The sequence below is a fragment of the Synechococcus sp. CCY9201 genome (genome assembly GCF_034931105.1).
Taxonomy (GTDB): Bacteria; Cyanobacteriota; Cyanobacteriia; order PCC-6307; family Cyanobiaceae; genus CBW1002.
This window is the reverse complement of sequence record NZ_JAYGIC010000094.1, coordinates 41,424-63,954: the sequence shown is the minus strand read 5'-3', so window position 1 is coordinate 63,954 and position 22,531 is coordinate 41,424. Positions and strand designations below refer to the sequence as shown.

Annotated in this window: 25 protein-coding genes and 1 tRNA gene; 22 read left to right on the top strand and 4 right to left on the bottom strand. The window is 64.5% G+C overall.

Features of this window, described 5'->3' with window-relative positions; genetic code table 11:
- Nucleotides 1-15: 15 nt before the first annotated feature.
- From rplF to prfA, 16 genes are all read left to right on the top strand, one after another.
- Nucleotides 16-555 (top strand): 50S ribosomal protein L6, encoded by a 540-nt coding sequence (gene rplF, locus VB716_RS09405; RefSeq protein ID WP_197157052.1) that lies wholly within the window; start codon nucleotides 16-18, stop codon nucleotides 553-555.
- Between the two features lie 32 nt (nucleotides 556-587).
- Nucleotides 588-953 (top strand): 50S ribosomal protein L18, encoded by a 366-nt coding sequence (rplR, locus tag VB716_RS09400; RefSeq protein ID WP_197157054.1) that lies wholly within the window; start codon nucleotides 588-590, stop codon nucleotides 951-953.
- A gap of 15 nt (nucleotides 954-968) precedes the next feature.
- Nucleotides 969-1,619, top strand: coding sequence for a 30S ribosomal protein S5 (gene rpsE / locus VB716_RS09395; RefSeq protein ID WP_197157056.1), 651 nt, complete (start codon nucleotides 969-971; stop codon nucleotides 1,617-1,619).
- Nucleotides 1,620-1,627: 8 nt separating this feature from the next.
- Complete coding sequence (gene rplO / locus VB716_RS09390; protein WP_197157058.1) at nucleotides 1,628-2,080, top strand: 50S ribosomal protein L15; 453 nt, start codon at nucleotides 1,628-1,630, stop codon at nucleotides 2,078-2,080.
- 138 nt (nucleotides 2,081-2,218) lie between these two features.
- Nucleotides 2,219-3,538, top strand: a complete 1,320-nt coding sequence (secY, locus tag VB716_RS09385; protein ID WP_197171717.1) for a preprotein translocase subunit SecY — start codon at nucleotides 2,219-2,221, stop codon at nucleotides 3,536-3,538.
- Nucleotides 3,539-3,627: 89 nt separating this feature from the next.
- Nucleotides 3,628-4,176 (top strand): adenylate kinase, encoded by a 549-nt coding sequence (locus VB716_RS09380; protein ID WP_322757700.1) that lies wholly within the window; start codon nucleotides 3,628-3,630, stop codon nucleotides 4,174-4,176.
- Between the two features lie 47 nt (nucleotides 4,177-4,223).
- Nucleotides 4,224-4,337 carry a 50S ribosomal protein L36 gene (gene rpmJ / locus VB716_RS09375; RefSeq protein ID WP_007100636.1) on the top strand — a complete coding sequence of 38 codons (114 nt, stop codon included), beginning with the start codon at nucleotides 4,224-4,226 and terminating at the stop codon, nucleotides 4,335-4,337.
- Nucleotides 4,338-4,471: 134 nt separating this feature from the next.
- Complete coding sequence (gene rpsM / locus VB716_RS09370) at nucleotides 4,472-4,837, top strand: 30S ribosomal protein S13 (RefSeq protein ID WP_197157063.1); 366 nt, start codon at nucleotides 4,472-4,474, stop codon at nucleotides 4,835-4,837.
- A gap of 201 nt (nucleotides 4,838-5,038) precedes the next feature.
- Nucleotides 5,039-5,431: a 30S ribosomal protein S11 gene (rpsK, locus tag VB716_RS09365; protein ID WP_010311626.1), complete on the top strand. Its 393-nt coding sequence runs from the start codon at nucleotides 5,039-5,041 to the stop codon at nucleotides 5,429-5,431.
- A gap of 56 nt (nucleotides 5,432-5,487) precedes the next feature.
- Nucleotides 5,488-6,426, top strand: a complete 939-nt coding sequence (locus VB716_RS09360; RefSeq protein WP_197157065.1) for a DNA-directed RNA polymerase subunit alpha — start codon at nucleotides 5,488-5,490, stop codon at nucleotides 6,424-6,426.
- Nucleotides 6,427-6,472: 46 nt separating this feature from the next.
- Nucleotides 6,473-6,823: a 50S ribosomal protein L17 gene (rplQ, locus tag VB716_RS09355; RefSeq protein WP_197157067.1), complete on the top strand. Its 351-nt coding sequence runs from the start codon at nucleotides 6,473-6,475 to the stop codon at nucleotides 6,821-6,823.
- A 115-nt stretch (nucleotides 6,824-6,938) separates the two neighbouring features.
- Nucleotides 6,939-7,886, top strand: coding sequence for a tRNA pseudouridine(38-40) synthase TruA (gene truA, locus VB716_RS09350; RefSeq protein WP_322757701.1), 948 nt, complete (start codon nucleotides 6,939-6,941; stop codon nucleotides 7,884-7,886).
- Between the two features lie 198 nt (nucleotides 7,887-8,084).
- A complete protein-coding gene (gene rplM, locus VB716_RS09345; RefSeq protein ID WP_197157071.1) occupies nucleotides 8,085-8,537 on the top strand; it encodes a 50S ribosomal protein L13 in 453 nt (150 codons plus the stop codon).
- Nucleotides 8,534-8,935 (top strand): 30S ribosomal protein S9, encoded by a 402-nt coding sequence (rpsI, locus tag VB716_RS09340; protein WP_197157073.1) that lies wholly within the window; start codon nucleotides 8,534-8,536, stop codon nucleotides 8,933-8,935. Before rplM ends, rpsI begins: the two co-directional genes overlap by 4 nt.
- Nucleotides 8,936-8,967: 32 nt before the next feature.
- Complete coding sequence (rpmE, locus tag VB716_RS09335; protein WP_197157075.1) at nucleotides 8,968-9,225, top strand: 50S ribosomal protein L31; 258 nt, start codon at nucleotides 8,968-8,970, stop codon at nucleotides 9,223-9,225.
- A 113-nt stretch (nucleotides 9,226-9,338) separates the two neighbouring features.
- Complete coding sequence (gene prfA / locus VB716_RS09330; protein ID WP_197158909.1) at nucleotides 9,339-10,439, top strand: peptide chain release factor 1; 1,101 nt, start codon at nucleotides 9,339-9,341, stop codon at nucleotides 10,437-10,439.
- A 55-nt stretch (nucleotides 10,440-10,494) separates the two neighbouring features.
- Here prfA and VB716_RS09325 read toward each other — a convergent pair whose 3' ends face one another.
- Nucleotides 10,495-10,998, bottom strand: coding sequence for an HNH endonuclease (locus tag VB716_RS09325; protein WP_197157077.1), 504 nt, complete (start codon nucleotides 10,996-10,998; stop codon nucleotides 10,495-10,497).
- Nucleotides 10,999-11,120: 122 nt separating this feature from the next.
- On the opposite strand from VB716_RS09325, the gene alr reads away from it, so the two are divergent.
- The gene (gene alr, locus VB716_RS09320; RefSeq protein ID WP_323270310.1) at nucleotides 11,121-12,314 is read left to right on the top strand and encodes an alanine racemase; all 1,194 of its coding nucleotides are present in this window, start codon (nucleotides 11,121-11,123) and stop codon (nucleotides 12,312-12,314) included.
- A gap of 35 nt (nucleotides 12,315-12,349) precedes the next feature.
- Nucleotides 12,350-12,438, top strand: a tRNA-Ser gene (locus VB716_RS09315).
- A gap of 85 nt (nucleotides 12,439-12,523) precedes the next feature.
- Here the strand turns inward: VB716_RS09315 and VB716_RS09310 are convergent.
- The gene (locus tag VB716_RS09310; protein ID WP_322757703.1) at nucleotides 12,524-13,456 is read right to left on the bottom strand and encodes a serine hydrolase; all 933 of its coding nucleotides are present in this window, start codon (nucleotides 13,454-13,456) and stop codon (nucleotides 12,524-12,526) included.
- A 17-nt stretch (nucleotides 13,457-13,473) separates the two neighbouring features.
- Between VB716_RS09310 and VB716_RS09305 the strand changes: the two genes are divergently transcribed.
- From VB716_RS09305 to VB716_RS09290, 4 genes are all read left to right on the top strand, one after another.
- Nucleotides 13,474-14,241 (top strand): C40 family peptidase, encoded by a 768-nt coding sequence (locus tag VB716_RS09305; protein WP_197157080.1) that lies wholly within the window; start codon nucleotides 13,474-13,476, stop codon nucleotides 14,239-14,241.
- A gap of 45 nt (nucleotides 14,242-14,286) precedes the next feature.
- A complete protein-coding gene (locus VB716_RS09300; protein ID WP_197171709.1) occupies nucleotides 14,287-15,255 on the top strand; it encodes a glycosyltransferase family 2 protein in 969 nt (322 codons plus the stop codon).
- A gap of 246 nt (nucleotides 15,256-15,501) precedes the next feature.
- The gene (locus tag VB716_RS09295; RefSeq protein WP_197157084.1) at nucleotides 15,502-15,618 is read left to right on the top strand and encodes a photosystem I reaction center subunit VIII; all 117 of its coding nucleotides are present in this window, start codon (nucleotides 15,502-15,504) and stop codon (nucleotides 15,616-15,618) included.
- 54 nt (nucleotides 15,619-15,672) lie between these two features.
- Nucleotides 15,673-16,164, top strand: coding sequence for a photosystem I reaction center subunit XI (locus tag VB716_RS09290; protein ID WP_197157086.1), 492 nt, complete (start codon nucleotides 15,673-15,675; stop codon nucleotides 16,162-16,164).
- 1,207 nt (nucleotides 16,165-17,371) lie between these two features.
- Here the strand turns inward: VB716_RS09290 and psaB are convergent.
- Together psaB and psaA are read right to left on the bottom strand one after the other, a co-directional pair.
- Entirely contained in the window at nucleotides 17,372-19,585 is a 2,214-nt protein-coding gene (gene psaB / locus VB716_RS09285) for a photosystem I core protein PsaB (RefSeq protein WP_197157088.1), read from the bottom strand.
- Nucleotides 19,586-19,604: 19 nt separating this feature from the next.
- Nucleotides 19,605-21,908: a photosystem I core protein PsaA gene (gene psaA / locus VB716_RS09280; protein WP_197157090.1), complete on the bottom strand. Its 2,304-nt coding sequence runs from the start codon at nucleotides 21,906-21,908 to the stop codon at nucleotides 19,605-19,607.
- Nucleotides 21,909-22,531: the final 623 nt, after the last annotated feature.

Sequence of the window (22,531 nt, the reverse complement as noted above, 5' to 3'; positions counted from 1 at the left end):
CCGGGAGTTCGATTCATGTCACGTATTGGTAAAGCGCCCATCCCCGTTCCCGACAAAGTCGCCGTGAGCCTTGAGGGGCTCACCGTGACCGTGAAGGGTCCCAAGGGAGAACTGAGCCGCACCCTGCCGGAGGGCGTCAGCATCGCCCAGGACGGCAACACTCTTCTGGTGAGTCCCGTCAACGAGAGCCGCCGCTCCCGTGAGCGCCATGGCCTCAGCCGCACCCTCGTCGCCAACATGGTGGAAGGGGTCAGCCAGGGCTTCACCCGCAAGCTCGAGATCGTCGGCGTGGGCTACCGCGCCGCCCTTCAGGGCAAGAAGCTGGTGGTGAGCGCCGGCTACAGCCACCAGGTCGAGATGGTGCCCCCCGACGGCATCAGCTTCACCGTGGAGAACAACACCACCGTGCTGGTCTCCGGTGCTGACAAGGAAGTGGTGGGCAACGAAGCCGCCAAGGTGCGCGCCATTCGTCCGCCGGAGCCCTACAAGGGCAAGGGCATCAAATACGAGGGCGAGCGCATCCTGCGCAAAGCCGGTAAGACCGGCAAGAAATGAGGTCTGCCTGAGCGTCGTTACCCCGTACTTCCATGTCCACCGTCTCCCGCAAACAGCAGACCCAGAAGCGCCATCGCCGTCTGCGTCGCAATCTCACTGGCACCGCCGAGCGTCCGCGCCTGGCCGTGTTCCGCTCCAACAATCACATCTACGCCCAGGTCATCGACGACTCCGCCCAGAACACCCTCTGTGCGGCTTCAACCCTCGATAAAGACCTTCGTACCAGCATCACGGCCGCCGGCACCTGCGAAGCTTCCGTCGTCGTCGGTCAGCTGGTCGCCAAGCGTGCCCTCGCAAAGGGCATCCAGCAGGTGGTCTTCGATCGCGGCGGCAACCTGTACCACGGCCGGGTCAAGGCCCTGGCTGACGCCGCCCGGGAAGCGGGCCTTCAGTTCTGATCCCTGCTCTCAACCATGACCGAAACCAACGATCAAGTTCAATCCAACGCCATCCCGGGCGCAGCTGATGTTCCCGCTGCGGCCGAAGGCCAGCAGCAGGAACAGCGCCGCGGCGGCCGCAGTGACAACCGGGGCGACCGCAAAGGGGGCCGGGGTCGCGACAACCGTCGTGGCCAGGAGCGCGACTCCGAGTGGCAGGAGCGCGTCGTTCAGATCCGCCGGGTCTCCAAGACCGTCAAGGGCGGCAAGAAGATGAGCTTCCGGGCCATCGTCGTGGTCGGCAACGAGCGCGGCCAGGTGGGCGTGGGTGTCGGCAAGGCCGGCGACGTGATCGGTGCCGTGCGCAAGGGCGTTGCCGATGGCAAGAAGCACCTGGTCAAGGTGCCCCTCACCCGCCACAGCTCGATCCCCACCCTCAGCAACGGCCGCGACGGCGCTGCCAGCGTGCTGATCCGCCCCGCCGCTCCCGGTACCGGGGTGATCGCAGGCGGCTCGATCCGCACGGTGCTGGAACTCGCCGGCATCAAGAATGTGCTGGCCAAGCGCCTGGGCTCCAAGACGCCGCTCAACAACGCCCGTGCCGCCATGGTGGCCCTGCAAGAGCTGCGCACCCACAAGGAGACCGCCAAGGAGCGTGGCATCTCCCTCGAGCAGATCTACTCCTGAGGCCATCCATGTCGCTCAATCTCCAATCTCTCAAGCCCCAGGCCGGCTCCCGCCGTCGCAAGCTCCGCAAGGGCCGCGGCATCGCCGCCGGCCAGGGCGCCAGCTGCGGCTTCGGCATGCGTGGTCAAAAGTCACGCTCGGGTCGTCCCACCCGCCCTGGCTTCGAGGGCGGTCAGATGCCCCTGTACCGCCGGGTGCCGAAGCTGAAGCACTTCCCGCTGGTGAACCCCAAGTTCTTCACCGTGGTGAATGTGTCCCGCCTCGCCGATCTCGCCGCCGGCAGCGTCGTGACTCTCGACTCCCTTACGGAAGCGGGCATCGTGACCAGCCCCAAGCATCCCCTCAAGATCCTGGGCAACGGCGAGCTCACCGTGAAGCTCACCGTCCAGGCCGCCGGCTTCACCGCCAGTGCCCGCCAGAAGATCGAAGCCGCCGGCGGCAGCTGCGAGCTGGTCGACTGACCAGCCGCATCCGCAACCCTTAGGGTCAGAGCCGTCTGTCAGCGCCTTACGGCCCGACAGACGGCTTTTGCTTTGTCCGGCCAACGCCAGGGTTTCCCTGACACCCTGGTCCTTCCCCCCCCTTTCCCCTTCCTCGCCATGCTCGTCAGCCGGGGCCGCAACCCCAGTGCCGGAGAAATCCTCAGCCAGTTGGTGCAGGCCAAAGGTCTGCGGGACCGGGTGCTGATCACCCTGGGCCTGCTGTTGCTCGTGCGTCTCGGGATCTACATCCCCGTACCGGGCATCGACCGGGTCGCTTTCCAGGAGTTCCTGCAGCGGGGCGGACAGCTGATCGGCTTTCTGGACATCTTCACCGGCGGCGGTCTTTCCACCCTCGGGGTCTTTGCCCTCGGGATCCTGCCCTTCATCAACGCTTCGATCATCCTGCAGTTGCTGACCGCAGCCCTGCCGCAGCTGGAGGATCTTCAGAAGAACGAAGGTGAGGCCGGGCGCCGCAAGATCGCCCAGATCACCCGTTACGTGGCGCTGGGCTGGGGCATTCTCCAGAGCACGGTCTTTGCCCTGATCCTGCGGCAATACGCCCTGCCGGGGATCAGCGAGCCGGTGTTCGTGATCCAGACCTCCCTGGCGCTGGTGACGGGCTCGATGGTGGTGATGTGGATCAGCGAGGTGATCACCGAGCGCGGGATCGGACAGGGGGCCTCCCTGGTGATCTTCGTGAACATCGTCGCCACCCTGCCCCGGGCGCTCGGATCGACGATCGAACTGGCTCAGAGCGGCGACCGTTCCACCGTGGGCGGCATCGTGGTGCTGGTGCTGGTGTTTCTGGTCACGATCGTGGGCATCATCTTCGTGCAGGAGGGCAGCCGCCGCATCCCGATCGTGAGCGCCAAACGCCAGGTGGGAGGAGCCAATCTGCTGGCCGCCCGCCAGAGCTATCTGCCGCTCAAACTCAATGCCGGTGGCGTGATGCCGATCATCTTCGCCTCGGCCGTGGTCTTCCTGCCGCTCACGATCGCCAACGTGACCCGCAATCCCTGGCTGATCCGCATCGCCGGCTATCTCAACCCCAACAGCAGCACCCCCTGGCTGTATGCCCTGCTGTTTTTCGCCCTGATCTGCGGCTTTTCCTTCTTCTACGCCTCTCTCACGGTCAATCCCGTCGACATCGCCAGCAACCTCAAGCGCAGCGGCGTGGCGATTCCCGGCGTACGCCCCGGGTCTGCCACGGCGCTGTATCTCAGTGGTGTCCAGAATCGACTCACCCTGCTGGGCGGCCTCTTTCTGGGGGCCGTGGCGATCATTCCCTCCGCCGTGGAAGGCGCCACCCAGGTGCGGACCTTCCAGGGGCTGGGTGCCACCTCACTGCTGATCCTGGTGGGTGTGGCGATCGACACCGCCAAACAGGTACAGACCTACGTGATCTCCCAGCGCTACGAAGGTCTGGTGCGGCAGTAGTTCATCAGGCCAGGACGACTTGCCCCCCCCTTGTGTGTTCCGTTCCGCCCGCCGCTCCAGCGACGGGGTTCACCATCTGACGATCCGCCATGAAGCAACGTCTCCTCTTCCTCGGTCCTCCGGGTGTGGGCAAAGGCACCCAGGCGCAGCAGCTGGCAGCACGCCGCGAGCTGCTGCATCTCTCCACCGGCGACCTGCTGCGCAGCGAAGTGGCGGCGGGCAGTGAACTGGGCCGCGAGGCGGAAGCGGTGATGGCCCGGGGCGAGTTGGTGAGCGATGCCCTGGTGCTGGCGATCGTGCGCAACCGTCTTCAGGACCACACGGCCGGGTGGCTGCTGGATGGCTTTCCCCGCAACACGGCGCAGGCAGCGGCGCTCGGTGAGCTGCTCGAGGAACTGCAGCAGCAGATCGAACTGGTGGTGCTGATGGAGCTCGATGACGACCTGCTGCTGCAGCGGCTGCTCTCCCGTGGCCGCGTGGACGACAACGAGACGGTGATCCGCCATCGCCTCGAGGTGTATCAGGCCCAGACGGCCCCGCTGATCGACCATTACCGCAACCTGGGACTGCTGGAATCCGTGGAAGCCTCGGGAACGGTGGAGGAGATCGCAGAGCGGATCGAAGCCCTGGTGGGTTGACCCTTGTGATAGGGTGCTCGTTTGCAAAATCGGAGAGCCCACCGCCCATGAAGGTGCGTGCCTCAGTCAAGAAAATGTGCGAGAAGTGCCGGGTGATCCGCCGCCACGGCCGGGTGATGGTGATCTGCACCAATCCCAAGCACAAGCAGCGCCAGGGTTGAGCCATCCGGCTCCTCCCTCATCCACGAGCTCTGCGGATCCGCCCCTGCGCTGATCCATCCTTTCCTCCCCGACCCGACCATGGCCGTGCTCACTGCACCCCATCGGGTCCTTTGCCCATTCGAACGTTTCATCTGTGGCTCGGATTGCCGGTGTCGATATCCCTCGCGACAAGAGGGTCGAGATTGCTCTCACCTACGTCTATGGGGTCGGGCTGACGCGGGCCCAGCAGATCCTCGCCAAGACCGGCGTTGACCCTGACACCCGTGTCAAGGACCTCAGCGACGCCGATGTTCAGAAGCTTCGGGGCGCCGCCGAGGGTTACACCCTTGAGGGTGACCTGCGCCGCCAGGAGGGCATGGCCCTCAAGCGTCTGCAGGACATCGGCTGCCTGCGGGGCCGCCGCCATCGCGCCGGTCTGCCGGTGCGCGGCCAGCGCACCCGCACCAACGCCCGCACCCGCCGCGGTGCCCGTAAAACCGTGGCCGGCAAGAAGAAGTAAGACGCGACGCCGCATCTGCGGCTCCGCTCGCTTCTCTTCCATCTCCCCACCCTGCCGCCCATCGCTGCTGCTGCTTCGGCCGCAACGGCATCCCGAATCGCTCCAGCCAGGTCGCCTGGCTACCGGATCGTTTCTTCGGGCGTCACCAGGGTGTTCCGTTCAGTCCCCCGATCACCTCCCTGCAACCGCAGGGCCTTTGCCATGGCCAAGCCAGCCAAGAAATCCGGCGCCAAGAAAACGAAGCGCAACGTCCCCAACGGCGTCGCGCACATTCAAAGCACCTTCAACAACACGATCGTCTCGATCACCGACACGGCCGGTGAGGTGATCTCCTGGTCGTCCGCCGGGGCCAGTGGCTTCAAGGGCGCCCGTAAAGGCACGCCGTTCGCTGCCCAGACCGCCGCTGAAGCCGCCGCACGCCGGGCCCTCGAGCAGGGCATGCGCCAGATCGAAGTGCTGGTGCGTGGCCCAGGCTCCGGCCGTGAAACCGCGATCCGCGCCCTGCAGGTGGCCGGTCTGGAAATCACCCTGATCCGTGACGTGACCCCCCTGCCCCACAACGGTTGCCGTCGTTCCAAGCGCCGCCGCGTCTGACCCGTCGTTAGCCCAGCCGCTCGCGGCGTCCGTTCCCACTCCCGACCCTTCAGACCGTGCTCCACTACCAGATCGATCGGATCGAGCATCAGATCGCTGACGACCGTTCCCAGACGGGGGTGTTCCTGATCGGCCCGTTGGATCGGGGTCAGGCCACCACCCTCGGGAACGCCCTGCGCCGCGTCCTGATCGGCAGCCTTGAGGGCAGTGCCATCACTGCCGTGCGGATCGCCTCCGTCAACCACGAATACGCCACGGTTCCAGGCGTCCGTGAAGACGTTCTCGACATCCTGCTCAATTGCAAGGAGATCCCGATCAGCAGCCGCAGCCGCGAGCTTGAGATCGGTCGACTGGTCATGAACGGCCCCGCCACCGTGACGGCCTCTGACCTGCAGTTCTCCTCCCAGGTGCAGGTGATCGACGGCCAGCGGCCGATCGCCACCGTGGCCGAAGGCCACAGCCTTGAGATGGAAGTCCATGTCGAGCGCGGCGTCGGCTATCGGCCCGTCGATCGCCACAGCGAAGACACCAGCGCCATCGATCTGCTCCAGATCGATGCCGTCTTCATGCCGGTCAAGCGTGTCAACTACACGGTCGATGAGACCGCCGTGGGCGAAGGCGGTTCCGCCCGGGAGCGGCTCCGCATCGAGATCGAGACCAATGGCAGCATCACCCCCGATGACGCCATGGCCCAGGCTGCCAACCAGCTGATCGCCCTGTTCCAGCCTCTGGCCAGCCTCACCATGGCGGAGGAACCCGGTCCGGAGATCGAGCCTTCAGCCGAAGCCCAGATTCCGCTCGAGGAACTCAATCTCTCCGTGCGGGCCTACAACTGCCTCAAGCGGGCCCAGGTCAACTCCGTGTCCGACCTGATGGGCTTCAGCTACGAAGATCTGCTGGAGATCAAGAACTTCGGCTCCAAGTCTGCCGATGAAGTGATCGAAGCCCTGGAGCGCATCGGCATCTCCCTGCCCCAGAGCCGCACCACCGCCTGAGCCGCGGCATCCCACCCTGTTCCGTCCCTGTCCGAGCTTTTCCGTCATGAGACACCAGTGCCGAGTGCCCATGCTGGGCCGTCCCGCAGACCAGCGCAAGGCGCTGCTCCGCGGCCTCACCACCCAACTGATCCGCGAAGGTCGCGTCACCACCACCAAGGCCCGTGCCAAGGCCCTGCGTGACGAAGCCGAGCGCATGATCACCCTGGCCAAGGACGGCACCCTGGCGGCCCGCCGTCGGGCGATCGGCTACATCTACGACAAGCAGCTGGTCCACGCCCTGTTCGACAAGGCCCAGGATCGCTACGGCGATCGCAACGGCGGCTACACCCGCATCATCCGGACGGTTCCCCGCCGCGGTGACAACGCCGAGATGGCGATCATCGAATTGGTCTGAGCCTGGCGGTGGTGCCGGCGCGACCCCATCCCAATGCTGCCTTCCCCCTTGGCCGCGGACGTCTGAAGGCCTCCGCGGCTTTTTGATGGCCTGATTCTGTCCAGCGGAGCCGCTGATGACCGGCTTGAAGTCGAGCGGACAACCCAGTGCTTCCGCCAGCACGGCGGATCAGACTGACACCGGATCCGCCAACCGCGAAGCCACCAACAGCGAAGCCACCAGCGGCGAACACCGCCGCCGGATCGCCCTCTGCCTGCAATACGACGGAGCGGCCTTCTGCGGCTGGCAACGCCAGCCGCGACACCCCAGCGTTCAGCAGACCCTGGAGGAGGCCATCGCCAGCCTGGATCCACCCAGCCTGGATTCACAGCGACCGGTGCGAACCATGGCGGCGGGCCGAACCGACAGTGGCGTCCATGCCGCCGGCCAGGTGGCGCACTTCGAAACCAGCGGCCCCATCCCGGCTCAGCGCTGGCCCAAGGCCCTGAATGGCCGCCTGCCGGCCTCCATTCGGGTGGTGGCCGCCGCCGAGGTGCCGCTGACCTGGCATGCCTGCTTCAGCGCCACCTACCGGCGCTACCGGTACACGATCCATAACGGGCGCACCCCCAACCTCTTCCTGGCCCCCTGGACCTGGCACCGCTACCAGCAGCGGCTCGACGAGCAGGCCATGGCCGACGCCCTGGCGGGCATGCTCGGCGACCACGACTTCTCCGCCTTCCAGCGGGCCGGCAGCAGCCGCCCCCATGCCCGCACAACCCTGCAGGAGGTGATGGTGGATCGGCAGGGAGACCTGGTGGTGGTGGAGATGCAGGCCACTGGCTTCCTCTACGGCATGGTGCGCCTGGTGATGGGGCAGCTGGTGGCCGTGGGCGAGGGTCAGCTGAGCGTGGATGGCTTCTCGCGGCGCTGGCGCCAGCAGGCGCGCGAACAGGTGAAGGAAGCAGCGCCGCCCCAGGGGCTCTGCCTGCTGCGGGTGGGCTATCCGGAGGAGGTGTTCGTCAAGAGTGCCTGGTACGATGGTCAACCGCGGTTTGCCTTGGCGATCCCCGATTCGCCCTGACCCCAGTCGATCAGCCTGATCGACCGGGATTGGGGGGATCAGCATGCGATCATCCAGCCCCGCCTTCTCTGCAGCCGCCACTGCGCGCAGCCGTGCCTGACCCCATCAGGGTCAATATCGGTGACGCGGTAGGTTGACTGTTGAACTGTCCTGCCCCATCCGCCGCGATGGGCCCAACCCATCCGGCCTGCCGGTGCGATGAACAAGACATCCCTTCCTTCCATCGATTCCCTGGATCGCCAGTGGTACGTCGTCGACGCTGAGAATCAGACTCTTGGCCGTCTCGCCAGCGAAGTGGCTCAGGTGCTGCGGGGCAAGAACAAGCCCTGCTACACCCCCCACCTCGATACCGGCGATTTCGTGATCGTCATCAATGCCGAGAAGGTGAAGGTGAGCGGCAACAAGCCCACCCAGAAGCTCTATCGCCGCCACTCCGGTCGCCCTGGTGGCATGAAGACCGAAACCTTCGCCCACCTGCAGGGCCGGATTCCCGAGCGGATCGTGGAGAAGGCGATCAAGGGCATGCTGCCCCACAACGCCCTGGGCCGCCAGCTGTTCCGCAAGCTGAAGGTCTACAAGGGCATCGATCATCCCCACGCCGCCCAGCAGCCCCAGGCTCTCGCCCTCGACCCCGCCACTTCCGCCCAATGAGCAGCAATTCCGTCGTCTACTGGGGCACTGGTCGCCGCAAGACCGCCGTTGCACGGGTGCGCATTGTTCCCGGCACCGGCAGCGTCACGATCAATGGCCGCCCCGGCGATAACTACCTCAACTACAACCCCGTCTACCTGGCGGCCGTCAAGGCTCCCCTGCAGACGCTGGGTCTTGAATCCGATTACGACGTCCTTGTGAACGTGCGCGGTGGTGGCCTCACCGGCCAGGCCGACGCCATCAAGCAGGGTGCCGCCCGTGCCCTCTGCGACCTGTCGCCGGACAACCGCAAGCCCCTCAAGACGGAAGGCCACCTCAGCCGCGACCCCCGCGCCAAGGAGCGCCGCAAGTACGGCCTCAAGAAAGCCCGCAAGGCTCCCCAGTTCTCCAAGCGCTGATCTTTTCTGTTCGCACTGCTCTGTTCGCAGCCATGCCCAAGGCCGACATCCACCCCACCTGGTATCCCGATGCCAAGGTGATCTGTAATGGAGAGGTGGTGATGACCACTGGCTCCACCCAGCCCGAACTGCACGTCGACGTGTGGAGTGGCAACCACCCCTTCTACACCGGTACCCAGAAGATCCTCGACACCGAGGGCCGCGTTGATCGCTTCATGCGCAAATACGGCATGGGCTCCACCGACACGGCTAAGGCCGATGTCTCCAAGAAGGATGCAGCCCAGGCCTGAGGCTTTCCTTCAATCTGCTCCACTCAGCCGGATGCCCCTGGGCATCCGGCTTTTTGATGGCTGCGCCCCATCCCGCGCCTCCCTCCCGTCCCCTCAGTTCCTGCATCGCTGTGATCGATCAAGCTCTGCTGCACGAACGCCTGGCCACCGCCTGCACCACCTTCGCGGCCCTGGAGCGTCAGCTGGCCGATCCGGCGGTCACGGCCGATCCGGCCCAGCTGCAGACGATCGCACGGGAACGCGCCCGGCTCGAGCCGCTTGTGCGCGACTATGCCGACCTGCAGAAATGCGAGCGCGAACGGCAGGAAGCGGTGCAACTGCTCAAGGAGCATCGCGGTGACCCGGCCATGGAGGAGCTGGCCGCTGAGGAGCTGGAGCGGCTGGGGGCCACGATCGATCAGCTGCAGCAACGGCTGACCCTGGCGCTGCTGCCCCACGACCCCCGCGACGAGCGCAGCGTCATGCTCGAGATCCGTGCCGGTGCTGGTGGCGACGAAGCCGGGCTCTGGGCGGGAGATCTGGCCCGCATGTACGACCGCTACGCCCAGGGCCAGGGCTGGCAGGTCCAGCCGGTGAGTGCCTCGGAAGCGGAACTGGGCGGCTACAAGGAACTCATCCTGGCGATCCGCGGCGACGGGGTCTACAGCCAGCTCAAGTTCGAGGCGGGGGTGCACCGCGTCCAGCGGGTGCCTGCCACCGAATCCCAGGGGCGGGTGCACACCTCCACGGCCACGGTGGCGGTGATGCCGGAAGCAGATCCGGTGGAGGTGCAGATCGATCCAGGCGAGCTGGAGATCAGCACAGCCCGCTCCGGCGGCGCCGGCGGCCAGAACGTGAACAAGGTGGAAACGGCAGTGGATCTGCTGCACAAGCCCACCGGTATCCGCGTGTTCTGCACCCAGGAACGCTCCCAGCTGCAGAACCGGGAACGGGCCATGGAGATCCTGCGGGCCAAGCTGTTGGAGCGGGAACTCGCCGCCGCCGCCGCCGCGGAGAGTTCAACCCGTCGGGCTCAGGTGGGCAGCGGCGATCGCAGCGAAAAGATCCGCACCTACAACTACAAAGACAACCGCACCACCGACCACCGCCTGGGACGCAATTTCGCGCTCGAACCCGTGCTGGCGGGCCAGCTGGGCGAGCTGATCGGGGCCTCGATCGCCGCCGAGCAGAGCCGGCAACTGGAAGAGCTGGCCCGCCAGGCGAGCGGGGTCTGAACCCAGGCTGGAGCTTCAGAACCAGCGGTTTTCAAGGCCGTGAGCATCAACCGGATCAGGCGGCACCGATCAGATATTTGGCCCACTCCGCGTGGCGACCGGCCCGGATCTGACGGCTGGCCTCGAAATTGAGCCCGCTGTGGGGACGATGGGGCTCCTGCAGCAGCGGCATGCCGGCTTCGCGAGGCGTGCGATTGCCCTTGCGCACATTGCAGCCCAGGCAGGCGGTGGTGACGTTCTCCCAGGCATCGGCGCCGCCACGGCTGCGGGGCACGATGTGATCGATCGAGAGCGGTTGGGTGGTGCTGGCGCAGTACTGGCAGCGGTGGTTGTCGCGCTGAAACAGATTGCGGCGGGTCAGGGGCAGGGGCTTGTAGGGCACCCGCACGAACTGACGCAGACGGATCACGGTGGGCAGCAGCAGATCCGGCCGGATGACGCGGCTGGAGTCGTGCTCCAGGCCTTCGGCCTTTCCCTTGAGCAGCATCACCATGGCGCGACGCCAGTGGGTGATATTGAGCGGCTCGTAGGACGCATTCAGAACGAGAACGTGGCCCATGCCAGCCCCTCTGATTGCAGGCCATGCTAGAGGCGTTCTCCGCGCGCGACTGTGTTCCACGCCTCCTTCGACGGCACCGGCAGCGACGCGCGGCGGCTCCTGGCTGCCGTGGAGAGGCGCTGATGTCCTCCTCGCCGCTCAGCACACCCCTGGCACCCCATGAGACCGGCCAGTCCAGGCAACGGGCCTGGGTGGAAGTGAATGCCGGCGCCATCCGCGCCAACGCCCGCGCCCTGCGCCGCTTCATCGGTCCGCTCACCGAGCTGATGGCCGTGGTCAAGGCGGATGGCTACGGCCACGGTGCGGTGCTGGTCGCCGAGGCCGCCCTCGCCGGCGGCGCCAGCTGCTTCGGGGTGGCCACCCTTGCCGAGGGAGTGGAACTGCGCACCGCCGGGATCCGGGCGCCGATTCTGGTGCTGGGCAACCTCACCCAGGTGGAGGAACTGCGCAGCTGTCTGCGCTGGCAGCTGATGCCAACGATCAGCAGCATGCGGGAAGCCCTGCTCTGCCAGAACCTGGCCAGCGGCAGCGGTCGTTCGATGCCGCTGCAGCTCAAGCTCGACACCGGCATGGCCCGGCTCGGCGCCGACTGGCAGGACGGCCCCCGCCTGGTGGCGGCCCTGCAGGACCTCGATGCTGTGGAGCTGGTGGGGCTCTATTCCCACCTCGCCCACGCCGATGCCTGCCCCGACGAGGACGACGGCCTGACGCGCGAGCAGCAACGCCGCTACGAGAGTGTGCTGGACAGCCTCCGCCAGCAGAGGCTGAGCTGCGGGCACCGCCACCTGGCCAACTCGGCCGGCACCCTGCGGGATCACGCCATCCACTACGACCTGGTGCGGGTCGGGCTGGCCCTCTATGGCCAGGAGCCAGCCCCGCATCTGGCCGGCCGGGTGCCGCTGCAACCAGCGATGCAGCTACACGCCCGCGTCTCCCTGATCCGGGAGGTGCCGGCGGGGGTGGGGGTGAGCTATGGCCATCGCTTCCGTACCAGCCGCCCCAGCCGATTGGCGGTGGTGGGCATCGGCTACGCCGATGGCGTCCCCCGCCAGCTCTCGAACCAGCTGGAGGTGCTGTTCCGAGGGCAGAGCCTGCCGCAGGTGGGCGCGATCACCATGGATCAGCTGGTGCTCGATGCCACCGACACCCCCGAGCTGGAGGTGGGATCGGTGGTGACCTTGCTCGGGCAGCAGGGCGACCGCAGCATCGGCCCGACCGACTGGAGTGAGCGCTGCCACACCATCCCCTGGGAGATCCTCTGCGGCTTCAAGCACCGGCTGCCGCGGCTGGCCGTGAGCGGCGGCGGCGAGGGCTGAGGCTGCCGGCCCACTGATAAGCTCACGGAGCCACTGGAGAGGTGGCTGAGTGGTTGAAAGCGGCTCCCTGCTAAGGAGTTACAGGAGGCAACTTCTGTCGAGGGTTCGAATCCCTCCCTCTCCGTTTCCAAAGCCCAGACTCCCCGACTTCCGCTCAGACGGAATGTCGGGGTTGTCGATCGGGCCTGCGGCACCCGGCCCGGAGTGGCTCAGACCGGGCCGCTGTAGCGCAGCAATTCGGTGGTGATCGCCGGTAACAGGGCCGGATCATCAGCACACGCCTGCCCTTCGCTGAAGATCACCAGCAGGAACGGCAGACCGTTCTCGGGTTCCGCATAGGCGGCGTCATGGCGCGCCTGGCTCATCCAGCCGGCCTTGCTCCAGAAGGGTGTCTGCAGCGGCAGGGCTTCGCCGATGAAGCCATCCACCTGATTCTCCGGATCGGCCTGCCGTTCCAGAGGATCGAGCGAGCGGGCCAGCAGGTCCTGCATGCGCCGGCACGCCGGCGGCGACACCATCGCGCCTGCCATCACTCCATGCAGAACCCGGGCCACGGCATCGGAGCTGAGGCGGTTGCGATTCTGCAGATCAGGCCCGTAGAACTGACGTTCACGGCCGTAGGGGCCATCGCCCCAGGTCTTCTGGCAGGCATTACAGCCCTCCAGCTCAGGCCAGGCGAGCTCGGTCAGCCAGCGGTTGACGATGCCGCGCTGGTGGCACCAGGAGCTGTAACGATGCGGCGGCAGCTCAGGGCCACTGGTGGTGCCGCTGAGCAGATCCATCACCAGTGCCGTGGCGTCATTGCTGGAGTCGCGGATCATGTCGGCCAGGGCCCGGCGCAGCTCCGGCCCATCGCCAATCAGCTGGCGCTGCAGCCAGGCCTCGGCGGCCACCAGATAGATCAACTTCACCACACTGGCGGGATAGCGGAGGCGATCACCGGCCCAGGCAGCACCGGTCAGCGGTCGCTGCCAGAAGCTGGTCGGATCCAGGTCATGGGCCTGATGTCGCAGGGACTCGGGGTAACGCAACCAGGTGATCGACAGCCGCTGACCCAGCCCTTCCCGCCCCTCCAGCTCCAGAGCCGCCACCAGATCGGCGAGGCGCTCGGCCATGCCCGGATCCGGGTTGTAGAACACCATCTCCGCCGAGCAGCGTGATGGCGACATTAAGCACTCTGCCGACCGGCAGCCCGGCGGCCCGCGAGCTGCTGGAAGCGGGCAGCCTCTGGCAGCTCACCGCGCCACTCAACCTCTACAGCCGGGCCCACGGAGCCGGCCTGGCCACCCAGGCGGCGGCGGGGCGGGTGCTGCAGTTGCGCGATGGCACCAGAGCGGGCGCACCAGGGGAAGCGGCGCGTCTGAGGGTCCGACTGCTGGAGGACGGCTACCCCGGCTGGATCGAGCCGAACCACCTGCTGGGCCACGCCGTGAGCGGCAGTCGACCCCGCAGCCAACGCCTGCAACGCCCCCAGATCGAAGCCCGCCTGCCGGCGGTGCTGGCGGCGGCAAAAGCCGCCATGCTCCAGCCCAACACCTACCTGTGGGGCGGATCGCTCGGGCCTGATTTCGACTGCTCCGGCCTGGTTCAGACCCTGTTTGCCAGCCAGGGCATCTGGCTGCCACGCGATGCCTACCTGCAGGAACGTTTCTGCCAGCCGGTGGCCGTCCGCCCGGGAGCGACGGCGCTGCTGCGACCAGGCGATCTGATCTTCTTCGGCACACCGCGGCGCTGCACCCATGTGGGCCTGCACCTCACAGGCGGCCGCTACCTGCACAGCTCGGGGGTCGCACACGGCCGCAATGGCATCGGCATCGACGACCTCTCGCCCCACAATCCGGATCCCGTGGCACGCCACTACCGGTTGGAACTGCGCGGCGCCGGCCGGGTGATGCATTGCCACGACGGCAGCGCCTGCGGAGACTGATGCCAGTCTCCGTTTAGGGTTCGGCTCGCCTCCGGATCCGCCGCCATGCCGGCCCCCACCCTGCCCACTCTTTCGGTGGTGGTGCCGCTCTACAACGAAGAGGACAGTCTCAGACCCTTGGTGGAGCAGCTGCTGGCTCAGCTGCGGCCCCTGGGGATCCCCTTCGAGCTGGTGCTGGTGGACGACGGCTCGCGCGATCGCACCCCGGTTTTGCTGCAGGAGCTGGCCAGCACGATCCCCGAACTGGTGGCGGTGCTGCTGCGTCGCAACTACGGCCAGACCCCCGCCATGGCGGCGGGCTTCGATGCCAGCCGCGGCCCCGTGATCGTGACCCTCGACGGCGATCTGCAGAACGATCCGGCCGACATCCCCCTGCTGCTGGACACCCTGGACCAGGGCTATGACCTGGTGAGCGGCTGGCGCTACCAGCGGCAGGATGCGGCCGTGAGCCGCCTGCTGCCCTCCCTGCTGGCGAACCGCCTGATCGCCCGGGTCACCGGCGTGAAGCTGCACGACTACGGCTGCTCACTCAAGGCCTACCGGCGCGAGGTGGTCGAGGACATGAACCTCTACGGAGAGCTGCACCGCTTCCTGCCGGCGCTGGCCTTCATCGAAGGGGCCAGGATCACCGAAGTGAAGGTGAGCCATCACCCTCGCCGGTTCGGCACCAGCAAATACGGGATCGACCGTACATTCCGGGTGCTGATGGATCTGCTCACGGTGTGGTTCATGAAGCGCTTCCTCACCAGGCCGATGCATGTTTTCGGCCTGGGAGGCCTGGTGGGGATGGGCCTGGGACTGCTGATCGGCGCCTGGCTGCTGGTGGAGAAGCTGCAGGGCGCCAACATCGGCGACCGCCCCCTGCTGCTGATGGCCCTGCTCTGCTTTCTCACCGGGGTTCAGCTGTTCTGCTTCGGCCTGCTGTCGGAACTGCAAATGCGGACGTATCACGAGAGCCAGGGACGACCGATCTACCGCGTGCGCGCCACCTTGCGCGGCAGTGCCAGCGGGTGATCCCGGATTTCAGCCTCGGCACCAAGCCTTCATGGGCGCCGCCAGCAGATGGCGGTGGGCAAGGCCACTGGGACGGCATCTTGCGAACGGCCACTGGAGGGAGGTCTCGAGGAGATGGCAACAGCGGCACTGGAAGGAGTGAGAGGCCGCAGGCGGGGATTGAACTTTTATGTCGCCCCTCAACACCGCCAGGGGTCCCTTTCAGACCTCTCCGTACAGTATCGACGATTCCTATTGGCCTATGCCATGACTGGAGAATTTGCAGCGGCCTGGTTGCCCTCGGTGTTCGTTCCCCTTGTGGGAATCCTGGGCCCAGCCGTGGCCATGGCCCTGTTGTTCAACGTGATCGAAGCGACCGACTGAGCCGTCGCGATCGCCTCCGGGTCTACCCGATCCCGTTCCCCTCATTCCGCCACCATGACCGTGACCCCCGTGGCCGACCCGACCGTCGGCAATCTGGCCACTCCCGTCAACAGCAGCTACTTCACCAAGGCCTTCCTGAACGCGCTGCCCGCCTATCGCCCTGCCCTGTCTCCCAACCGTCGCGGCCTGGAAGTGGGCATGGCCCATGGCTTCTTCCTCTACGGCCCCTTTGCGATCTGCGGACCGCTGCGCCTCACCGACTACGCCAGCACCGCCGGTCTTCTGGCCACCATTGGTCTGGTGTCGATTCTCACGGTGTGCCTGTCGATCTATGGCACTGCCGGCTCCGGCCCGAACGTCCAACCCCCTGACGCCACCATCGACAATCCGCCCGCCGACCTGTTCACCAAGGCAGGCTGGGCCGAATTCGCCAGCGGCTTCTGGCTGGGTGGCTGCGGCGGCGCCGCCTTCGCCTGGTTCCTCACAGGCACTGCCGTTGTGGCTCCGCTGGTGAACATCGCCGGTGGCGTCTGGAGTGTGAGCTGAGCCTCTGACTCGGCTTCAGCATCAACACAACCTGCCTGGACAGTCTTCGTACTTCTTTCCAAGCAATCCCCCGCCCAAGAGCAAACCAAAAAGCCCCGCCTTGGCGGGGCTTTTTCTGCGAAAGAATCTAGCTGGAAGCTACTGGGATTGAATCATTCATATTGAATCATTCTTTCAGCGCGATTGGCCGAAGGATTACACTCACTTCATGGACATCAGCGAGCCTGGAATCAGGCGACACTGCAGAGAGGGAGGCAGAGGCAGAGGCAGAGGCAGAGGCAGAGGCAGAGGCAGAGAAAGTTAGCAGACCGATGAAAGAAGACCATAGAAATCGGCCTAAAGAGACTAGGCCTTGAGACGACACTGCCACGCCGCAAGAGACAAGCCTGGAAACAGGTGGCGACAGATCCACCGACGATCTGCAGGCAATAAGATTAGCCAGCGGCCGCCAATGGGCTTGACGAAGCTCAGCAACATCTACTGCTACTGAAGACTTGCCTGATTCCTATTCCTGACCAGCAAACAGAAGCGTTACGGCCCAGACTCGATCGCCCTAAAGCTGAAGACGGGCAAGGGCGAGGATCACCACAACGCCAACCAAAGGCAGAGGCCGACAATCACGCCGCAACCAGACACAGAGAGTCCCTGCAATCGGAAGCAACCTACGCCATCGTCCTGAACTGCGTCGTCCCAGCTTGCAGCCCCTAGCCCTCTATCTTCCCCGAGCTCTCGGAGTCACCAAGAAAAAGGCCACAGGCGCTTGCAAATTGACAATTGGCGATTGGCGATTGATCGAGGCTCACACCATGCGCCTCAAGTAGCATGGCTCACATACCTGCTGCAGCGGGTTCAGAAGCTGTAAACGCGAGACCGGAATAGCAAAAGCAAAAGGGCAGAGATAAAGCAGAAACAATGCAGAACCGTTGCTTCATCATCAACGAGTCGCAACCGATCAGATGAGCAAGAACCCGTTGCTATAGACATCTTCACTGGCACCTAGCCTCCCTGAACCCGATGACCAAGGACCCAAGAACCCCACGGTATAGCCAATCGGCAAACGTCTTCTTGGTCGAAAAACATCAAACACTCTTCACCAGCACACCAACGAAAAACCCCCGGCACAAGGCCAGGGGTGTCATCGTCCCTCGAGTGAAGGCAGGTCGAGTGAAGGTTATCGAGCCGGGCCAACGCGTGGCCCCGCACAACCTCAGCCGAACTTGCCCGAGGTGGAAGCGATCAGGAAGGCAGCGTAGGTCAGGATGTAACCCACTGTGAAGTGAGCCAGACCAACCACACGGGCCTGAACGATCGAGAGAGCCACAGGCTTATCGCGCCAGCCCACCAGGTTGGCAAGCGGAGTGCGCTGATGCGCCCAGACAATCGTCTCGATCAGTTCCTGCCAGTAACCCCTCCAGGAGATCAGGAACATGAAGCCAGTGGCCCATACCAGGTGACCGAACAGGAACATCCAGGACCAGACGGCCAGGTTGTTCGAGCCAAACGGGTTGTAACCGTTGATCAGCTGGGAGCTGTTCAGCCAGAGGTAATCACGGAACCAGCCCATCAGATAGGTACTGGATTCGTTGAACTGAGCCACGTTGCCCTGCCAGATGGCGAGGTGCTTCCAATGCCAGTAGAAGGTGACCCAACCCACGGTGTTCAGAGCCCAGAAGACAGCCAGATAGAAGGCGTCCCAGGCAGAGATGTCGCATGTACCGCCACGGCCAGGGCCATCGCAGGGGAAAGAGTAGCCGAAGTCCTTTTTATCGGGCATCAGCTTGGAACCCCGGGCATCCAGGGCGCCCTTCACCAGGATCAAGGTCGTGGTGTGCAGACCCAGCGCAATGGCGTGGTGCACAAGGAAATCACCAGGCCCGATCGGCAGGAACAGATCGGTATTGCCATTGATGGCATCCAGCCAGTAGTGATCGCCAGGGATGTTGGCCGAAGCCAGGGAGGCGGCACTACCAGGATTGGAGAGCAGCACGTCCATGCCGTACATCGCCTTGCCGGAAGCGGCCTGGACGAACTGGGCGAAGACGGGCTCAACGAGGATCTGCTTCTCGGGAGTTCCGAAAGCCACGACCACGTCGTTGTGGACGTAGAGACCCAGAGTGTGGAAGCCGAGGAACAGGGAAACCCAGCTGAGGTGGCTGATGATGGCTTCCTTGTGGTCGAGCATCCGGGCAAGAACGTTGTTCTTGTTGGCTTCCGGGTCGTAGTCGCGGATGAAGAAGATCGCACCGTGGGCGAAAGCACCGCACATCAGGAAGATGGCGATGTACTGGTGGTGCGTGTACAGCGCAGCCTGCGTTGTGTAGTCCTTCGCGATGAACGCGTAAGACGGCATCGCATACATGTGCTGAGCCACCAGGCTCGTCACCACACCGAGGCTGGCCAGGGCCAGACCCAGTTGGAAGTGGAGCGAGTTGTTGATGGTGTCGTAGAGACCCTTGTGGCCAGCTCCGAGGTCACCAGGGGTGCCCTTGGGCGGGTTGTGGGCTTCGAGGATCTCGCGGATGGAGTGACCGATACCGAAGTTGGTGCGGTACATGTGACCCGCGATCACGAAGATCACACCAATCGCCAGATGGTGATGGGCGATATCCGTGAGCCAGAGGGCTTCGGTCTGGGGGTGGAAGCCGCCCAGGAAGGTCAGGATCGCGGTACCCGAGCCTTCGGCGGTGCCGAAGACCTGATTCAGACCATCGGGATTCTGGGCATAGACGCCCCAGTTACCGGTGAAGAACGGAGCCAGACCAGCGGGGTGGGGCAGCACCGAAAGGAAGTTGTCCCAACCGACGTGCTGACCGCGGGCCTCAGGGATGGCGACGTGAACGAGGTGACCGGTCCAGGCGATGGAGCTGAAGCCGAACAGAACAGCCAGGTGGTGGTTCAGACGGGACTCAGCATTCTTGAACCAGGCCAGGGAAGGCCGGAACTTGGGCTGAAGGTGGAGCCAGCCGGCGAACAGAGCCCAAGCCGACAGGATCATCATGAAGATGGAACCCTGATACAGCTCGGCGTTGGTGCGCATACCGATCGTGTACCACCAGTGGTACAGACCTGAATACGCGATGTTCACCGGAGAGGAAGCGCCCGCCTGGGTGAAGGCGGCAATCGCGCCTTGACCGAAGTGGGGATCCCAGATCGCATGCGCGATGGGACGGACGTGCAGAGGATCGGCGACCCACTGCTCAAAGTTGCCCTGCCAGGCGATATGGAACAGGTTGCCCGAAACCCAGAGGCCAATGATGGCCAGGTGACCGAAGTGGGTGGAGAACAGCTTTTGGTAAAGCCGCTCCTCGGTCATGCCGTCGTGACTCTCGAAGTCGTGAGCCGTGGCAATGCCGTACCAAATACGGCGGGTTGTCGGGTCCTGTGCCAGACCCTGGCTGAACGAAGGAAATTTCGTTGCCATTGGGAAAGGTCAGGAAAGGTCAGCCGACCGCAATGATGCGGGCCAGGAAGAAGGACCAGGTGGTCGCGATACCGCCCAGCAGGTAATGGGCGACACCAACGGCACGGCCCTGGGTGATCGAGAGCGCCCGCGGCTGAATGGCGGGGGCAACTTTCAGCTTGTTATGAGCCCAGACGATGGACTCAATCAGCTCTTGCCAGTAGCCGCGGCCACTGAACAGGAACATCAGGCTGAACGCCCAGATGAAGTGGGCACCCAGGAACATCAGACCGTATGCACTGGAGGACGAGCCGTAGCTGTTGATCACCTGTGCGGCCTGAGCCCAGAGGAAATCGCGGAGCCAGCCATTGATGGTGATGGCACTCTCAGCGAAGTTCCCGTTGGTGATATGCGAGACGCTGCCGTCTGCATTCACGGTTCCCCAGACATCGCTCTGCATTTTCCAACTGAAGTGGAAGATGACGATCGAGAGGGAGTTGTACATCCAGAACAGACCCAGGAACACATGGTCCCAAGCCGAAACCTGGCAGGTACCGCCACGGCCGGGGCCGTCGCAGGGGAAGCGGAAGCCGAGGTTGGCCTTGTCAGGGACAAGACGGGAACTGCGGCTGTACAGCACACCTTTCAGCAGGATCAACACCGTCACGTGGATGGTGAAGGCGTGAATGTGGTGCACCATGAAATCTGCCGTTCCCAGGGGAATCGGCGCGGCAGCAACCTTGCCACCCACGGCCACGACAGCGCCGTTGAACACCTCGCTCACACCCGCCAGGGCGTTGGGAGCGGTGGTGCCGGCTGCTGCGGCGTGAAGACCCTGAATCCACTGCGCGAAGATCGGCTTCAGCGCGATGGCGGAGTCACTGAACATGTCCTGGGGACGTCCCAGGGCACGCATGGTGTCGTTGTGGATATACAGACCGAAGCTGTGGAAGCCCAGCCAGATGCACACCCAATTGAGGTGACTGATCAGGGCGTCACGTGCCTTGAGCACCCGGTCGAGCACGTTGTCGATGTGCTTGGCGGGGTCATAGTCACGCACCATCGCGATGGCGGCGTGGGCACCGGCACCGACGATCAGGAAGCCACCGATCCACATGTGGTGGGTGAAGATCGAAAGCTGGGTGGGGTAGTCGATGCCGATATAGGGATAGGGAGGCATCGAGTACATGTGGTGCGCCACAATGATGCTCAGCGAACCCATCAATGCAAGGTTCACGCCAAGCTGGGCGTGCCACGAAGTGGTCATGAACTCGAAAAGTCCGTCATGACCTTTGGGAGCTGGGAAGAGCAGAGGATCGCCCTTCTGGCCCTCAAGGATTTCCTTGATGCTGTGGCCAATGCCCCAGTTGGTCCGGTACATGTGACCGGCAACAATGAACAGGACCGCAATCGCCAGGTGGTGATGGGCGATGTCTGTCATCCACAGACTGCCGGTGACAGGATTCAGACCACCCTTGAAGGTGAGGAAATCACTGTAGGCAGCCCAGTTCCCGCTGAAGAACGCCGAGATGCCGGCACCAAAACCGGGGAACAACTGAGTCAGCAGCTCCTGGTTAAGGAATTCATGGGGAAGGGGGATGTCCGCCACCGAAGCGATGGTCTTGCCGTTCAGCACCAGCGGTGAGCCGGCGTCGATGGCATCCATCAACTGGGTAGTGGGCAGGGACACATGCAGCAGGTGCCCCGTCCAGGACAGGGAACCCAGGCCGAGCAGGCCAGCCAGATGGTGGTTGAGCATGGACTCAACGTTCTGGAACCACTCGAGCTTGGGAGCCGCCTTGTGGTAATGGAAGACGCCGGCATTGAGCATCAGGCCGGCCATCACCAAGGCACCGATGGCGGTGGCCATCAGTTGGGTTTCAGAAGTGAAACCCCAGGCCCGCCAGACGTGGAACAGGCCTGAAGTGATCTGAATGCCGTGGAATCCGGCACCCACATCACCGTTGAGAATTTCCTGGCCAAAGATCGGCCAAACCACCTGAGCCGAAGGCTTGACGTGCAGGGGGTCGGCCAGCCAGCCGGTGTAGTTGGAGAAGCGGGCACCATGGAAGAAGGCACCGCTCAACCAGATGAAGATGACGGCCAGATGGCCGAAATGAGCCGAGAAGATCTTGCGAGAAACCTCTTCAAGATCACTCGTGTGGCTGTCGAAGTCGTGAGCGTTGGCGTGGAGGTTCCAAACCCAGGTGGTGGTTTTGGGACCCTTGGCGAGGGAGCGATCGAAATGCCCGGGTTTGCCGAACAGTTCGAAGGTCGCCGGAACCGGGTTCCGATCGACCTGGGCTTTCGCCGTTTTCCCACGCTCTGGTGGGCTGATGGTCATCGAGACGTTCCTCGAGGGACGGGGTCGAGGTGGAGGTCCACCCCTTACACCCGCTGTGGCGAATTCGGCGCGGAACGCCGGCGCCGCCACGGCGAGTGACGGGCCCTATGAACAGAAAGACGAGCGTCCTGCCCATGGGCGCCAGGCGAACAAGGCTCTGCCCAAAAGGGCGAAAACGCTTGCTACGACTGGTGCGAGGGGCCCCTGAAAGGGGACCGCTGGCGAAAGTATAGGGGTCAGTTTCAATCGGATCCCCCCGCCAGTTACAAAGGTTCAATCCCCGCGCTTTCCAGGCCTGGCAAGGGGTTTGACAGGGAGCGAGTCACATCGAGAGACCCCAAAATCCAGAGTCTGCACTAGCACCAGACGCGAAAGACTTGCTACCAGAGCTATAGACAGCTGCCTGCCTTGGCGATCGGTGAGCAGAATGCCTGCAGACGACGATGAATCGGACGTGCGATCAGACCTGCAGGGCACGAAAGGGTCGCAACGTCAGAGCCAGCGGGCATTCGGGCGAGTCTGGGAATCTGGATGGGGGCGCATGGGATGGAGGTGGATCCCCCGACCGGTTCTGAGCTGGATCAGCGGCACGGCCGGGGACCAGAGACCGGCCTTGGCGAGGC